Origin of the sequence: Moorena sp. SIOASIH (assembly GCF_010671925.1) — a bacterium.
GTDB lineage: Bacteria > Cyanobacteriota > Cyanobacteriia > Cyanobacteriales > Coleofasciculaceae > Moorena.
Genome location: NZ_JAAHIH010000011.1, coordinates 119,962 through 136,319 on the forward strand (window position 1 = coordinate 119,962; position 16,358 = coordinate 136,319).

The window sequence follows — 16,358 nt, forward strand, 5'->3', positions numbered from 1 at the left end:
CTGTCTCAACAAGCGGCGACCGTTAAAATCAGGGCGAGCCCTTCCCTAACGCACCCTACGCCTTCCATCTTCCCTGTTCCCTGTTCCCTGTTCCCTGTTCCCTGTTCCCTGTTCCCTGTTCCCTGTTCCCTGTTCCCTAAAACCCAAAAAATTGCACCTCACCTAATTGAAAACCGCTATATTTGCCATGCAGGACACAGCTACAACACTGATTAATCAAGAAACTTCACTGTCTGAAATCCCGGTTAAGGGACAGGACGATCGACCCAAGCCACTGATTCGTATTTTGCGGGAACCATTGCTGCATTTCCTGGTTTTGGGTGCCCTGCTGTTTGGGCTGTATTTTTGGGTTGCTGGTCCTTCCATCACATCAGATTCTCCCAAGCACATTGACATATCTGCTGGCACCATTGAGTTTTTGAAAACAACCTGGCAGCGGCAGTGGGGACGAGAGCCGTTGCCCCAAGAGCTGGAAAGCTTAGTGGATAACTACGTTCGCGATGAAGTACTGTATCAGGAAGCCCTGGCATTGGGGTTAGACCAAAATGACACGATTGTGCGGCGACGGGTGATTCAAAAGATGCAGTTCCTGACGGAAGATGTGTCACCCGTGCGGGAACCCTCGGATGAAGAGTTGCAAGCCTATTTAGGGGAGCATGCCGAGCGCTATACTATACCGGGCAAGTTTAGCTTTGCACAGATTTACTTCAGCCGGGACATGCGGCGCGATCGCACGGATGCCGAAGCCCAGGATTTTCTGAATCAGTTGCAAGCCAACCCCAACCTGGAACGGTTCCAGCAGCTAGGAGACCGCTCCATGTTGCCCATAACCTATACCCTGGCCTCAGCTGAGACCCTAACCAACACCTTTGGTGGCACCTTTGCCCAGGAGATGGCTGGGGTTACTGAAACCGGCTGGCAAGGCCCGTTGCATTCCGCTTATGGCAGTCATCTGGTTTACGTTAGTGACATTCAACCGGGTCACGTTGCTACCTTGGCAGAGGTCAGAAGGGATGCCCGCCGGGACTGGATGAGAGACCAGCGCCAACAGCTGGACGAGCAGTTCTATGAACAATTACGCGATCGCTACACCGTTTCCATTGACCAGGATGCCCTCAAGCAAGCTATTCAGGAGGACCAGGGATGAACCTAGGAAAATGGCTCTGTATTGCTCTGCTGGTTTGCCTCGGCCTGGGATATCATCCCGCCCCCGCCCAGGCCCACGGCTTTCAAACGTCCTACCTGGAACTACGAGAGCAACCCTCTGGCCAGGTGGACGTGGTCTGGAAAACCCCACCAGCCATGAGTTTTGGAGATGAAGGGCTGAGTAGTCCCATGACCATTAGCCCGGTCTTTCCCAGCTACTGCACTGCAGTGACCGTGCCTGCAGTAACGGCTACTCCCGCCACCCGTGTCACCCGCTGGAGATTGGATTGCGGTAAAAACGGATTGGCTCAAGCAACCATTGCGTTTCCGGGACTGCTCCAAAGCTCTCTGGAAGTGCTATTGCGGGTGGAATGGGCCGATGGGCACTCCCAAACCACCATGGTGCCCACTGGGGAAGAGACCTTCGTGATCCCAGAAAAAACCACTGTGTTGGCAGTGGGCCAGACCTACCTCAAACTTGGGGTCGAGCACATTTTCAGCGGCATCGACCACTTGCTGTTTGTCTTAGGGCTAGTCTTAATTGTCGGACCATCCTGGCGTCTGGTCAAGACCATTACCGCCTTTACCCTAGCCCACAGCATTACCCTTGGTGCAGCTACCTTAGGTCTTGTGAATGTGCCCCAAGCTCCAGTGGAAGCCGTGATTGCCCTCAGCATTTTGTTCTTAGCGTCAGAGCTAGCCCACAGCCGCCTGGGTAAGCCAGGATTGACTGAGCAATATCCCTGGCTAGTGGCTCTGACCTTTGGACTGCTCCACGGCTTTGGCTTTGCGGGAGCCTTGGCAGAGGTGGGATTACCCCCCCAAGACATTCCCCCAGCCCTGTTGTTTTTCAATGTTGGGGTGGAGTTGGGACAACTGGCCTTTGTGTTAGTAGTCGTTGCTGTGATGGAGAGCCTGAAACGGTTTGGCCCTGAGCAATACCCGCGCTGGCTGGGTTGGGTGCCCACCTATAGTATTGGCATTCTGGCCTCGTTCTGGTGTTTCCAGCGGGTTGCTGCCTTTTGGGGGTGAGTTGATCACTTAGCGGACGCAAAAACCAGAAATCTTACCCAAAACCCTCTGTCAGAAAATATCCTGGCATCTCACAATTACAAGTTTGGTCATTTCAACAATGTATTAACTGAGTGTAAGTCCAGCGATCGCAACCAAAAGTGAACCTATGGACATCTCGTCCGGCGTTCAACAATCCAACAAAAAACAATTCCCACAGGAGTTGACTAACATGAATCGAATAGTTTCACTTTCGCAAATCCGCAAACTATTTATAATAGGGTTGTGTATTTGCTTTGTGATCGGAAACATCCTCTTTGTCTCTAGCAGTGCTCTGGCAGCATCGTTGCCACCTGGAGAATACGAACGGGTAGGGGAAGCCGTAATCCCAGTACCTGACTATGGCTATTCCCCCTATGCGGGCGGACGTGAATTTCCCCAACAGGTGTTTTGGGGAGATACTCACTTGCATACGGTCTATTCCTTCGATGCGGGTGCAGCTGGAACTCGTTTGACCCCTGAAGATTCCTATCGATTTGCCCGGGGAGAGGAAGTCACGACCGAAACCGGACAACGGGTGAAGTTGTCTCGTGCCTTAGATTTTTTAGTCGTCACCGATCACTCTGACGGTCTGGGGTCTTTTCAACAACTGCTGGCAGGCGAACCGCCTGAAATTCTGGAAGATCCCACGGTTGCCCGGTGGCATGAAATGGTCAACGGCACCCCTGAAGAGCAAGCCCAAGCCCAGAAAGAGATCACGGAGGCGTTTGGCAAAGGAGAGGCTCCCGAGGTAATTTACCCTCCAAAAGAGGAGGATTTCCGCACTGCCTGGGAAGCAGAAGTGGATGTCGCTGAAGCCTACAACAACCCCGGCAAATTTACCTCAATCATTGGCTATGAGTGGACTTCCCAGGTAAATAACAATAACCTTCACCGCAACGTGCTCTTCCGCGATGACGGGTGCCTGGCCAAGCTTGTACTTCCTTTCACCACAGTCAATACCAGCGACCCCGAAAAACTCTGGGATTGGATGGAGAGCTACGAAGAGACGTACAAAGGGAACGTGCTGGCGATTCCCCACAACGGCAACCTGAGCAATGGTCTGATGTTTGCAGATACGGACAGCTACGGCCAGCCCCTGAGCGAAACCTATGCCCAACGGCGACAGCTCTGGGAACCGCTCTATGAAGTCATCCAGATCAAAGGTACCGGCGAAGCCCATCCGTTGCTGTCTCCCACCGATGAATTTGCGGGTTTTGAGATTGCGGGCTGGGACGAAGGCAACATGGTGAACGACCCCAAACCCGAAGACCCAGCAGCCAGGAAAGAGATGTACTCCCACGAATACGCTCGCGCTGCCCTCAAGAACGGACTGGAGTTTGAAGAAAAACTGGGTACGAATCCCTTCAAGTTTGGTCTGGTTGGTTCTTCCGACTCCCACATCGCATTGTCGGCGGTGGAAGAAAACAACTACTTTGGTAAGTTTCCTATTGAAGCTCCCAGTCCCCACCGGGCTATAGATCAGACCAGTGTAAATCGTATCGGATGGCAGTACGTGTCGTCTGGATATGTGGGCGTTTGGGCCCGCGAGAATACCCGTGAATCCCTGTTCGATGCCATGGAACGACGGGAAGTTTATGCCACGAGTGGGCCACGCATGGTGGTTCGCTTCTTCGGCGGTTGGGACTTTACCCCGGAAGATGCAAGTCGTAACCCCGGTGATGTGGGCTATGCCAAGGGAGTTTCCATGGGCAGTGATCTGACCAGTATGCCGGAAGGGAAAGCACCGACCTTTTTGGTGGCTGCATTGAAGGATCCGATTCGGGCAAACCTCGATCGGATTCAAATTGTCAAGGGCTGGCTGGATGCTGACGACAACACCCACGAGAAAATCTACAATGTGGCTTGGTCTGGCGATCGCGCCATCAGTCTTGATGCAGATGGCAGCAAGTTGTCACCTGTGGGCAATACCGTGGACACCGATACAGCCGAGTGGACAAACACCATTGGTGCGGTTGAGCTAGCACAGGTTTGGACAGACCCGGACTTTGATCCCACCCAAAGGGCATTTTACTACGCACGGGTGCTGGAAATTCCGACTCCTCGTTGGACGGACTACGACAAAGCGTTTTACGGCGACGAGTGGTGTGCTGAAAAGAGTATCAAGCAGAAGATCGAGGAGAAAATCACGCAGAAATCTATTTGCGACGAAATTCCCCTCACCTTACAGGAACGGGTTTATACCTCTCCTATCTGGTATTCTCCAGCTAAGACGATCAACCTCCCATCCCTGCCTGCCCAAGCTGTTGAAAATATGAGTCACGAAGATTTTTGGAATCGAATCATTCAGGAGGTTGAGAAACATTATTCAACCAAATGATCAAGTAAATCTATGATCCTGGCATCTCACAATTACAAGTTTGGTGATTTCAACAATGTATTAACTGAGTGTAAGTCCAGCATTTCCCTTGTTTTAACAGAAACGATTTACCAAACCCTATCTAATTTAAGTAGTAATATCCGGTCAATAACTCACCGCTAAGTCTTTTCAGACTATAGCGGGAGCTTGAAAAAGCTCATAATTGACCAGTCTAAGTTCCTAAAGAACTACGTTATTCCTAAGTGTTAAGGTTCCTACCTGAGGATGCGTAGCTAGTCTTCAGCTCTAGAACCCGGTCGTTAAACAGGTGTATTTGAGTTAAGCCAGTGCGACTGGGAAAGTACCGAGGAATAACATTGACGTTCGCGCAAGCGTGTGCGAAGCACTCAGCTAACTTAACCCTAGTAATAGGAGAAAACACAATTATGCGTGTCTTTGTACTCAACAAAAACCGACAACCCTTAGATCCATGCAAGCCTGCGAGAGCCAGAATTTTACTTTCGGTAGGAAAAGCAAAGGTCTATCGTCGTTACCCATTTACCATAATTTTGACGGAGGAAGTAAAACAGCCAATAACTCACGATCACCAACTCAAAATAGATCCTGGAGCAAAAATAAGCGGTTTAGCTATCGTCCAAGGAAAACGAGTAATCTGGGGATCTGAACTTACCCATCGAGGGTTTCAAATACAAGAGGCTTTGACCTCTCGTAGACAATTGAGACGTAGTAGACGTAATCGCAAGACTCGATACCGCAAGCCCAGGTTTCTTAACAGAACTAGATCAAAAGGCTGGTTAGCCCCCAGCTTGACGTCTAGGGTTCAAAATATTTTAACTTGGGTTAAAAAGTTGAGTCGATTCTGTCCTGTCACCGGCATATCCCAAGAATTGGTTAGGTTCGACACTCAAAAGCTGCAAAATCCTGAAATATCTGGTATCGAGTACCAACAGGGTACACTTTACGGCTATGAACTTCGGGAATATTTACTTGAAAAATGGAATCGCAAGTGTGCTTATTGTGGGGCAACAGGTACTCAGTTAGAAATCGAGCATATCAAGCCATTATCTAAAGGTGGTTCCAATCGGGTTTCTAATTTAACTATTGCGTGTCATCCATGTAACCAGGCTAAATCCAATCAAGATATTGAGCTTTTTTTGTCTAATAAGCCTAGTATCTTGAAACGAATACTGAGTCAATCATTACGCCCCCTGGCTGATGCGGCTTCTGTTAACTCAACTCGCTGTACGTTGTACTACGAACTGAAATCAATAGGATTGCCTGTTGAAGTGGGTAGCGGCGGATTAACAAAATTCAACAGGTGCCGCCAAAATCTTCCTAAAACTCATTGGTTAGATGCGGCCAATGTGGGAAAAGTTGAAACTCTGATTATTGAAGTAACCCTACCTTTGGCAATATCAGCTAAGGGACACGGCACTCGTCAGCTCTGTAGGACTAATAAGTATGGGTTTCCCACTCGTCATTGCTCCAGAATTAAATTTCACAAAGGCTTTCAGACCGGAGATATTGTCCGCGCCGTGGTGACTAAGGGGAAGAAGATCGGTACTTATGTAGGACGGGTCGCAACCCGAAAATCAGGGTCTTTCAATATCTCAACAAAATCAGGATTGGTGCAAGGGATTAGTCACAAATATTGCAAATTTATTCACAGAAAGGATGGTTATGCTTATGCAAACTAGACTCTGTCCTCATGAACCTCTCACCGTTAACCCTGCGGGTATAACGGGAGTCTCCAAGGAGGTAGAAAGATGAAATTGAAGCCTTTACCCCTGAGGATTCGACCCTTGTGGTTGCGAGTCCTAACTATCGGGCTTCTCAGCCTGCTGCTATCTATGGGACAAATGCCCCTAGCCTTAGCCAAGAGTGAAGTGAACCCCGCTGAACGAAAAGCCCTATTCGGGGACCTGCACGTTCACACCAACTACTCCCTCGACAGCTACCTGGGATGGAACCCCAATGGCCCCCGTGAAGCCTACCGCTTTGCCAAAGGGGAACCGGCGAAGACGGCAACGGGGGAAGAGCACAGGTTGAAAACCCCCCTCGATTTCACCGCAATCACCGACCATGCAGAAGATTTAGCGGCGATCGCCGTTTGCAACACCCCCGATGCCCCTGGCTATAAATCCCGAGACTGTAGGCGTTTGCGGGCTTCTTTTGAGAAGCACAACCTCGACGCTGGCGCAAAGGCCTATGAAGAATTCGTGATTTTCGCTAAGCCCTTGGGCCCGTGCGAAAAAGATCCGGAAAGCTGCAACCACTATGGTGCTTTACTGTGGGACAAAATCCAGGATGCGGCGGCAGAGTTCAACAAACCTCGGGTGTTCACAACCCTGAACGCCTACGAATGGACCTCTCTGGGCAATATCAAACGCGGCAGCACCGGCGGGACTGGGATCCATCGCAATATCATTTTTCGCAATGACACCGTGCCTGAGGTTCCATTTTCGGCAACAAATTCTCCCGATCCCACAGGTTCTCCCAATCCCGAGGATCTGTGGGCTTGGTTGGATGAAAAATGCACGGGAGAATGCGAGGCGATCGTGATTCCTCACAACACCAACCTGTCCCAGGGTACTGCTTTTGCCCCATACTACTACGACCTGGAACGCCCCATAGACGCCGAGCGCGCCCGCACCCAGCAACGACTGGAACGACTGGTGGAAGTCATCCAAACCAAAGGCGAATCGGAATGCCGAACCGGTTTGGGTAATACAGACGAACTCTGTGGCTTTGAAAAACTCGACCGTCGCCCCATTGCCAGCGGTCATCCCCTGGTGGTGGAAGGTGCCGCCGTCCAGGCACTTGCCAGCGCAGTTCCCTGCACCGGAATTGACGAACCTGAGGGTTGTGTCAGCAAACATAGCTACATTCGGGAAGGACTGAAGGAAGGCATCAAGCAAGAGGCTAAGATCGGAGTCAACCCCTTTAAGTACGGTTTCGTGGGTGCGACCGATTCCCACAGCGGTTTTCCCGCCAGCGGTGAAGAATACAATTTTAAGGGCAGTCACGCCGTCACCGACTCAAAGCCCTCACTTCGCCTGGGTGTTGGAGATATAGACAATCCGATTGGGGATTATGCAGAGAACCTGTTGAACAATCCCGGTGGTGTGACTGGGGTTTGGGCTGAAAAAAACACCCGTGACAGCATCTTTGATGCCCTGAAGCGGCGGGAAACCTTTGCCACCAGTGGTCCCCGCATTCAAGTGCGGCTGTTTGGCGGCTTCGGGTTCTCGGACGACCTGAACGAACGCCCTGATGCCCTCGATATTGCCTACAGCACAGGCGTGCCCATGGGCGGGGATTTAGACGATTTAGACGATTTACCGGCACCGCTCGCTGCCGATACCCCTCCCAAAATGTTCGTGTGGGCCATGCAAGACCCCAAGAGCGCCAAATTGCAAGGCATTCAGATTATCAAAGGCTGGTTGGATGAAAACGGCGACCTCCAAGAGAAGGTCTATGCTGTTGCTTGCTCCGATGGCTTAGAACCGGAAGACGGAGTCTGCCCGCCGAATGGGGCAACGGTAGATATAACCACCTGTGCTATATCCCAAGGTCCTTTTGTACCTGGCGCAGCCGAACTCAGCGCGGTTTGGCCTGACCCCGATTTTGACCCCAATCAACATGCATTTTACTACGCACGGGTGATTGAAAATCCCACCTGCCGCTGGAGCACCTATGATGCGATCGCTGAAAACATCTACCCACGCACTGGAGTCCCTCCCTTCATCCGTGAGCGGGCTTGGTCTTCCCCCATCTGGTATAACCCGGCTCCGGTAGAGATCGAACCTCTGCCTGACCAAGCTGTTGAAAATATGAGTCACGAAGAATTTTGGAATCGAATCATTCAGGAAATTCAGAAACATTATTCAACCAAATGATGAAGTAAATCTATGATCCTGGCATCTCACAATGGCTTGGTAGTTTCGAGACCGATTAACTGAGTGTAAGTCCAGCAACCAAGCGATCGTTTCTTCATCCGAAGCGATCTTAACCAAAAATCTAGCTTAGCCTAAGAAGGAGGCTATTTATGTTACGAAAGATTAAACTTTTGGGGAAACGACTCACCATTGGTCTGATGACCATGTTGTTGTTTGTTTCCTTCAGCACAACTGCACAAGCGGTTACTCTAGGACCAGCTGTACCCTTGCCCGCGCAGCTCTCCTGTGATGGTGAAAGCCTGAGTGATCCTGCCCAACGTCAGGCTTTATTTGGGGATCTGCACACCCATACCACCTATTCCCTGGATGCCTACTTGGGCTTGATGCGGAATGACCCCGATGCAGCCTATAAGTTTGCTAAGGGAGACCCCAACGAGCTTCCAGGTGGCATCACCCAGCACAAAGTGCCCCTGAATTTTGCGGCTGTCACCGACCACGCCGAATTCCTGGCCGAGGTGGAAATGGCCCTCAATCCCGAATATGGTAAAAAGAAATACTACCATCCCCTGGCTATTGCGATTCGGAACAAGCCCCAGTCTGAGCTGCTGTCAACCCTAGTATACGTCCAGGTAATGCAGGGAGCCGCTCGCTCGGAAGACCAGCCAGAACGCACGGCATATGCGTCAGGTCCCATTGCAGATCAAGCCCGGGTAAACGCCTGGAAGAAAATTCAACAGGCAACGGAAGACAACTACGAACCGGGCACATTTACAACGTTGCACGCCTTTGAATGGTCTTCTGCCCCGGGCGGTGCAAACCTACATCGGAACGTGATTTTTCGCGATACTGTTGTGCCTGAGGTGCCCGTGAGCCTCTTCGACACCCAATCCCCCGAGGTGTTATGGCAATACCTCAGCCAGTACGAGGACGATGGCTCGACGGTTTTGGCAATTCCCCATAACAGCAACGTCAGCACCAACCAGATGTTCATGCCAGAACGGTGGAATGATGACACACCCATCGATCCAGCCTGGGCTGAATTGCGGGCAAAATACGAGCCATTGGTGGAAATCATGCAAGTCAAGGGCAACTCCGAAACCGTGCCTGCCTATGCCCCAGAGGATGAGTTTGCAGACTTTGAATTGATGCAAACTACCGAACGCACCCGAGGGCGCTACGGCTATGTCCGGGAAGCCCTGAAGAATGGTCTGCGCCACGAAGCGACTTTGGGAACCAATCCCTTCAAGTATGGTATTATAGGGGCTACAGACAACCATAATGGCTCTCCTGGGGATACCGAAGAAGACGATTTTATTGGTTCCCACGGCTTTACCGATGCCACACCCGAACTGCGGCTGTTTAGTGAAATTCCCGGTTGGGAAAAATTGCCCTACCTCAATCCTGGGGCATTGACCGGGGTTTGGGCAGATCAGAATACCCGCGAGTGCGTTTACGATGCTCTGGCTCGTAAAGAAACCTTCGGTACTAGCGGCACCCGCACCCAGGTACGCTTTTTCGGTGGCTGGGACTTTGCAGAGGACCTGAACCTGCAACCAGATGCGGTTGAGCAGGCTTATGCCACTGGCGTTCCCATGGGCAGGGATTTACCCACGCCTGATGCGCAGAAAGCACCTAAGTTTTTTGTCTGGGGAACCAAGGATCCCAACAGTGGTAACCTGGATCGGATTCAGGTGGTCAAAGGCTGGACTAAGCATGGCTTGACCCACGAGAAAATTTATGATGTGGCCTGGGCAGGCGATCGCGAACCCAATCCCACAACCGGCAATTTGCCACCTATCGGCACCACTGTAGATGTTTATAACGCCACCTATACCAACGACATTGGTAGCCCCGAACTCTCTGGGGTTTGGCAAGACCCGGACTTCGACCCCACAGTGCGAGCATTCTACTATCTGCGGGCCTTAGAAATTCCCACTCCCCGCTATTCTACTTACGATGCTGCCGAACTGGGCATTGTCCCGTCTTCCCCCGCCGAAATCCAAGAGCGAGCCTGGAGTTCCCCGATCTGGTATACTCCCAGTGATGCCTATCTAGCTGCTGGTGATGCCGATGCGTTAACTGTTGACCAGCTGGAACAACAAGGTATTCCACCCCTGACTACGGAAGAGATTGAAGACCTGATCCGTGGCCACAATCTGCAAATTAGTAATCTGATCACGGACGAGGAATTTATCGGTTTCTTTCAGGATTACGAATTCTATCAGGATGAAGGCACCTGGTTCCTGGGCGAGTCGGCCACCTCTGCGTCCCTGCATACTGGGGAACTGGAGGCAGCAGCTCCTATGAAATACAAGATAGCAGACAATCAACTCAGCTTTAACCTGAAGGATGACAGCGAGTTTGTCGCGCAGCTGTTCAATAATAACGGGCAGATTCTGGCAGCTCGCAATGACGAGATTGGCTATGTCAACTATGAGTTGAAAGACCTTGAAGAGGATCTCGACCTGTATACTCGGCTCCCCCAAGATGCTTTAGATTCTTTAGATATGAGTAATGAAGAATTTTGGGAGCGAGTAATTCAGGAGATTATTCGCTTAACAAAGTAACTGTTGAATTACAGTAAGAATTCAGCCGTCAGTCGTCAGCCTTCAGCCGTCAGCCGTTGGCCAAAGGCCACGCTACGCGAACAGCCGTCAGTCATTCCCTACTTGAGGTGCTGACGTAACATAAATTAAACCAATTCTTACCTATTTTATTAAAAAGCTGTTCGCGTAGCGTGCGCGTAGCGCATAAACTGATAACTGATAGCTGAATGCTTACGAATTACACAGCTAGGGATTAACGTAGCATGTCGAAGTTTGGTATTACTTCGGCATGCTATTTCACAAAAAATGGTAATGACTTGATAGAGAAATGGCAGTTGCGTAGTGGCGTGGCAAGCTTAATTTGATGCATTAGGATTTTCACTAAAAACAATACTTGGTCTATTTTTAGGCATTTTGCTATTGCACTATTTTAAGCTTGCCACGCCAGTAGGGTGCGTTAGATGGCTCAAATCTTTTGCCCTCAGCCGAACGCTCACAATCCGTCGTAACGCACCAATTCCATTAATCAAGGAATTACAAAACAATTCCAAAAGGAGTTCATCAACATGAATCGAATAGTTTCACTTTCGCAAATCCGCAAACTCTTTATAATAGGGTTGTGCATTTGCTTTGTGATCGGGAATATCCTATTTTCCTCTAACAGCGCCCTGGCAGTTTCGTTTTTGCCACCTGGAGAATACGATCTTCCAGATTTCAACCGACCCGTACCGCCCATAGGAGAAATACAACCCTACTCCCCCTATGCAGGGCAACCCCAAGCAGATCCTGGTCGTCCTCAACAGGTATTCTGGGGGGACACTCACCTCCATACCATCTATTCCTTTGATGCCGGTGCGGCTGGAACCATGCTAACCCCCGAAGCTTCCTATCGATTTGCTCGGGGAGAAGAAGTGCTCACCGATGGTGGGCAACCAGTCCAGTTATCTCGTCCCTTAGATTTCTTGGTGGTCACCGATCACACCGACCAGTTAGGATCTTTCCAACAGTTTGTCGATAACCCCCCACAAGATTGCGGTGACGATCAGCAGCAGATAGATGATTGGAATACAGCGATCACAAACGGTGGTGAAGACGCAGCCAACGCACAGAACGAGATTACCTCGGCCTTCGCTCAAGGCACAGTTCCAGCGTGTATGCTCCAAAGTCCAGAGGAGTTCGGTGCAGCTTGGGATAATGAAGTCGATTGGGCAGAAGAGTTCAACGACCCCCACAAATTTACAGCAGTGATCGGGTATGAGTGGACTTCCCTAGATGCAGGGGACAACCTCCACCGGAATGTCATCTTCCGTGACAATGGCTACAAAGCAAAGCAGTTGCTGCCTAAGACTACAGCAGATGGCACCGACCCAGAACTGCTTTGGGCGTGGATGCAGAACTATGAAGACACAACGGGTGGAGATGTGCTGGCCATACCCCATAATGGCAACGTCAGCAACGGAAAGATGTTTGCCGACACCGATGCTCGCGGTATGCCCCTAAGCCACAGTTATGCCCAGCAGCGACAACTGTGGGAGCCACTCTATGAAGTCATCCAAATCAAAGGGGCGGGGGAGACTCATCCGTTCTTGTCTCCCGATGATGAATTTGCTAGTTTTGAGATTGCAGGTTGGGATAACGGAAACCTAGACTTGACCGCTCCGGAAACACCAGAAATGTACGAGCATGAGTATGCCCGTGCTGCCCTCAAGAATGGACTGAAGTTTGAAGAAGACTTGGGAGCAAATCCCTTCAAATTTGGTCTGGTGGGTTCCACGGATTCCCATATTGGGATTTCCGGGGTGGAAGAAAATAGCTTTATGGGCAAGTTTCCTATTTATACCCCCAGCCCCGATCGGGCAGAACACGTCTCGAAGACAAGTTGTTTTGTTAAAATAGGAGATAAGTGTATTCCGGATCCGGAAGTGAAGCGATTCGGATGGCAGTATGGAGCAGCTGGCTTTGTGGGCGTTTGGGCTGAAGCCAATACCCGCGAGTCCTTGTTTGATGCCATGGAACGACGGGAAGTCTATGCTACCAGCGGACCACGGATGATCGTTCGCTTCTTTGGTGGTTGGGACTTTACCCCGGAAGATGTGAGTTTTCACCCTGCTCATGTGGGCTATGACAAGGGCGTTCCCATGGGTAGCGATCTGGCCAGTATGCCGGAAGGAAAAGTTCCGACCTTTTTGGTAGCGGCATTGAAAGATCCGATTCGGGGAAATCTTGATCGCATTCAAATTGTCAAGGGCTGGCTGGAGAATGGCGAAACCCAGGAAAAAGTTTACGATGTAGTCTGGTCGGGCGATCGCGAACCTGATCCCACAACGGATAAGCTTCCCCTTGTGGGTTGTGCGGTCAATCCCGCTACATGTGAGACGGACGATCCGATGGAAGATACCGGTACTGTCAATACCGACACAGCAGAGTGGACAAACACCATTGGTGCGGTTGAGCTAGCTGAGGTTTGGACAGACCCGGACTTTGATCCCACCCAAAGGGCATTTTACTACGCGCGGGTGCTGGAAATTCCCACACCTCGTTGGACGGACTACGACAAGGCATTTTACAATCTAGATCTACCTGAGGAAATTCCCTTGACCCTACAGGAGCGAGTGTATACCTCTCCGATTTGGTACTCTCCATCTAACGTAATATCTGAGATAGCTCCGTTGCCTGAAAATCCCGAAGATGGCAGTGATTTTGATTTCTGGAACAGAGTAATTCACGAAGTGATTCGATAATTAACTGTTGAATTAAACAACTAGGGATTAGAGATAGGATGTCAAAGTTTGGTATTGCTTTGGCATCCTATCGCATAAAAATAGGCGTTGCTGATTATGGGTATGGTTTTGCCCCCCTAGCCCCCCAAGCGAGGGATTGCTCGCTTGGGGGGAAAAAGACTTTCAAAGTCCCCCAGAATTGGGGGATTTAGGGGGCTTTAATAAAACTAGATGATCCTGCATTCATTCCTTAATTCAGCAACGCCCAAAAATTAACAATTAATTGATATCGTAAACAAGGCACAGATAAGCTATTAGGTATATTTAATGAATTGGAACCGCATTTGGAAAATAGGGGTGGGAGTCGCGATCGCACTAGTTTTGGCCATTGTTGCCTACCTGGTGATAGCACAACAGAATCAACCCATCCCCGATATAGGCTCTACAGGCACGAGTAACCCGGAGCCAGAGGTGGTTGACTCAGATACAGAGCCTTTTACTTTGCAACTGCTCCATGCTTCAGATTTTGAGGCTGGACTGGCCGCATTGGAAGATGCTCCTCGGTTTTCTGCCGTCCTGAATGCCCTGAAGGAGGACTACCCCAATACCCTTGTCCTCTCCTCTGGAGACAACTACATTCCCAGTCCGTTCCTGTTTGCTGGCAGCGATCCTAGGTTGAACGAGACCCCTGTGGGAGAAGCTAGTATTGGTCACGCTAATATCGAAATCCACAATCAACTCGGTATCCAAGCTTCCACCTTTGGGAATCACGATTTCGATCTGGGCAGCAAGGAAGTGCGGGATATCATTCAACCAGATGGAGCTTACCGTGGGGCGCTGTTTCCCTATCTCAGTGCAAACCTCGATTATAGCACAGACCCTAACCTCTCCAGCCTGATCACGGCAAACGGTCAAGAAGTCAGCACTATTCCGCCAGGACAGGTTGCAGGGACTGCAGTGATCACCGTCAATGGTGAGCCAATTGGTATTGTGGGAGCAAGCACACCCCTTCTGCCTACCATCTCTTCCTCTGATGGAGTGACGGTGTTCCCGGAAAATCCAACAGACTATGATGCCTTGGCTGCTAACATCCAAACTGCGGTGGATGAACTGACGGCTACAGGCATCAACAAGATTATTCTCCTAGCTCACATGCAACAGTTGACCATTGAGCGGGATGAGTTAGCCCCTCGTTTGCGGGATGTAGATATAATTGTGGCGGGAGGGTCTCACACCTTGCTGTCTGATGCCACCGATCATCTTCGGCTGGGAGATACCAGTGGCGGTATTTATCCTATTCTCAAAACCAATATAGATGGAAATGCGATCGCTGTTGTGAACACGGATGCCACCTATAAGTATGTGGGTCGTCTGGTAGTGGACTTTGATGCAAACGGTATCATCATTCCCAGCAGTATTGACCCCAACATTAGTGGAGCCTACGCCACAGATGATCAAGGAGTTGAAGCGGTAGGAGGAACCCCAGATCCAGAGGTTGTAGAAATTACCAATACCCTGGATGAAGTGATCAGTACTCAGGATAGCAATATTTTTGGCAATACCAAAGTTTTCCTGCGGGGCGATCGCGCTTTTGTCCGTACTGAAGAAACCAACCTGGGTAACCTAACCGCTGATGCTAACCTGACCTATGCCAAAACTGTAGATGCTACAACCATGTTTTCCTTCAAAAATGGGGGTGGCATCCGTTCCAACATCGGGGTAATTAGCGCTGCTAACGGTGGCATCGACCCCAATGACTTTGAACTGTTGCCTCCAGCAGCCAATCCTGAGGTGGGCAAGGAAGAAGGGGAAGTTTCCCAACTCGACATTACGAACTCCCTCCGTTTTAACAATGGACTTACCCTGTTTACCGTCACGGCAGATCAATTGTTGCAAACCATCGAGGATGCGGTAGCAGCAACAGCTCCAGGTGTGACTCCCGGCCAGTTTCCCCAAGTCGGTCGGCTTAAATTTAGCTTTGATAGCACTCGTCCTGCCAATGATCGAGTTCTATCTTTGGTTGTCCTGGACGATCAAGACCAAGTTATCGATGTAGTGGCTCAGAATGGTGAATTAGTGGGGGATCCCAGCCGCACCTTTCGTGGTGTTACCATTAGCTACGTAGCTGATGGCGCTCCTTTATCCACCTTCTTGAGTGCCAATCCAGCTTTGTTCAATCGGGTTGATTTCTGGGGTGAGCCGGATAGCAATGGCAATGGGGTTTTAGATCCTGAAGAAGACCTCAACAAAAACGGGGTCCGAGATGCTGCGATCACTGAACCCTTCGAGGGTTTTGCTAATTTTGCCTCCTTTGGTTCCGAGCAGGATGCCCTGGCAGAATACCTCCATGAATTCTTCCCCACAGCAGCCAATGCCTTTAATCAGCCTGATACTGACCCGGCATTGGACGAACGGATTCAGAACCTGGCTTTCCGGGAAGATACAGTAATTCCTCAATAACCCGGCATTGCTAAATCAAGGGATGAAATGAGTGGGGTGGGCATCCTGCCTGCCCGAAAATGAAACCCACTGGACTGACACAGCTAAAATGGTGCTTTAAAAAAATTCCTCAATCCCTTGTCAATTAAAGTTTTTCCCAAAAATATATTTTACTACTTTAGCTGTGTCAGTCTACTACTTATTATAAGGGTTATCC

At 50.2% G+C, this 16,358-nt stretch carries 8 protein-coding genes; all 8 read left to right on the top strand.

The window, feature by feature from the left end; translation table 11 throughout:
- The first annotated feature begins 187 nt into the window (after positions 1-187).
- Positions 188-1,147 (top strand): peptidylprolyl isomerase, encoded by a 960-nt coding sequence (locus F6J90_RS42065; RefSeq protein ID WP_293108485.1) that lies wholly within the window; start codon positions 188-190, stop codon positions 1,145-1,147.
- A complete protein-coding gene (locus F6J90_RS42070; RefSeq protein WP_293108487.1) occupies positions 1,144-2,178 on the top strand; it encodes a HupE/UreJ family protein in 1,035 nt (344 codons plus the stop codon). Before F6J90_RS42065 ends, F6J90_RS42070 begins: the two co-directional genes overlap by 4 nt.
- Before the next feature lie 211 nt (positions 2,179-2,389).
- A complete protein-coding gene (locus F6J90_RS42075; RefSeq protein ID WP_293108490.1) occupies positions 2,390-4,537 on the top strand; it encodes a DUF3604 domain-containing protein in 2,148 nt (715 codons plus the stop codon).
- A 425-nt stretch (positions 4,538-4,962) separates the two neighbouring features.
- Positions 4,963-6,234 (top strand): RNA-guided endonuclease IscB, encoded by a 1,272-nt coding sequence (gene iscB / locus F6J90_RS42080; RefSeq protein ID WP_293108492.1) that lies wholly within the window; start codon positions 4,963-4,965, stop codon positions 6,232-6,234.
- A 69-nt stretch (positions 6,235-6,303) separates the two neighbouring features.
- Positions 6,304-8,436, top strand: a complete 2,133-nt coding sequence (locus F6J90_RS42085; RefSeq protein WP_293108495.1) for a DUF3604 domain-containing protein — start codon at positions 6,304-6,306, stop codon at positions 8,434-8,436.
- 149 nt (positions 8,437-8,585) lie between these two features.
- A complete protein-coding gene (locus F6J90_RS42090; RefSeq protein WP_293108499.1) occupies positions 8,586-11,003 on the top strand; it encodes a DUF3604 domain-containing protein in 2,418 nt (805 codons plus the stop codon).
- A gap of 662 nt (positions 11,004-11,665) precedes the next feature.
- Complete coding sequence (locus F6J90_RS42095) at positions 11,666-13,723, top strand: DUF3604 domain-containing protein (protein WP_293108502.1); 2,058 nt, start codon at positions 11,666-11,668, stop codon at positions 13,721-13,723.
- Positions 13,724-14,029: 306 nt separating this feature from the next.
- The gene (locus F6J90_RS42100) at positions 14,030-16,162 is read left to right on the top strand and encodes a bifunctional metallophosphatase/5'-nucleotidase (protein ID WP_293108504.1); all 2,133 of its coding nucleotides are present in this window, start codon (positions 14,030-14,032) and stop codon (positions 16,160-16,162) included.
- The last annotated feature ends 196 nt before the right edge of the window (positions 16,163-16,358 follow it).

Coding starts and splice junctions, on each gene's coding strand:
- F6J90_RS42085 (WP_293108495.1), top strand. CDS start 6,304: ATGAAATTGAAGCCTTTACCCCTGAGGATTCGACCCTTGTGGTTGCGA.
- F6J90_RS42065 (WP_293108485.1), top strand. CDS start 188: ATGCAGGACACAGCTACAACACTGATTAATCAAGAAACTTCACTGTCT.
- F6J90_RS42090 (WP_293108499.1), top strand. CDS start 8,586: ATGTTACGAAAGATTAAACTTTTGGGGAAACGACTCACCATTGGTCTG.
- F6J90_RS42100 (WP_293108504.1), top strand. CDS start 14,030: ATGAATTGGAACCGCATTTGGAAAATAGGGGTGGGAGTCGCGATCGCA.
- F6J90_RS42075 (WP_293108490.1), top strand. CDS start 2,390: ATGAATCGAATAGTTTCACTTTCGCAAATCCGCAAACTATTTATAATA.
- F6J90_RS42070 (WP_293108487.1), top strand. CDS start 1,144: ATGAACCTAGGAAAATGGCTCTGTATTGCTCTGCTGGTTTGCCTCGGC.
- iscB (WP_293108492.1), top strand. CDS start 4,963: ATGCGTGTCTTTGTACTCAACAAAAACCGACAACCCTTAGATCCATGC.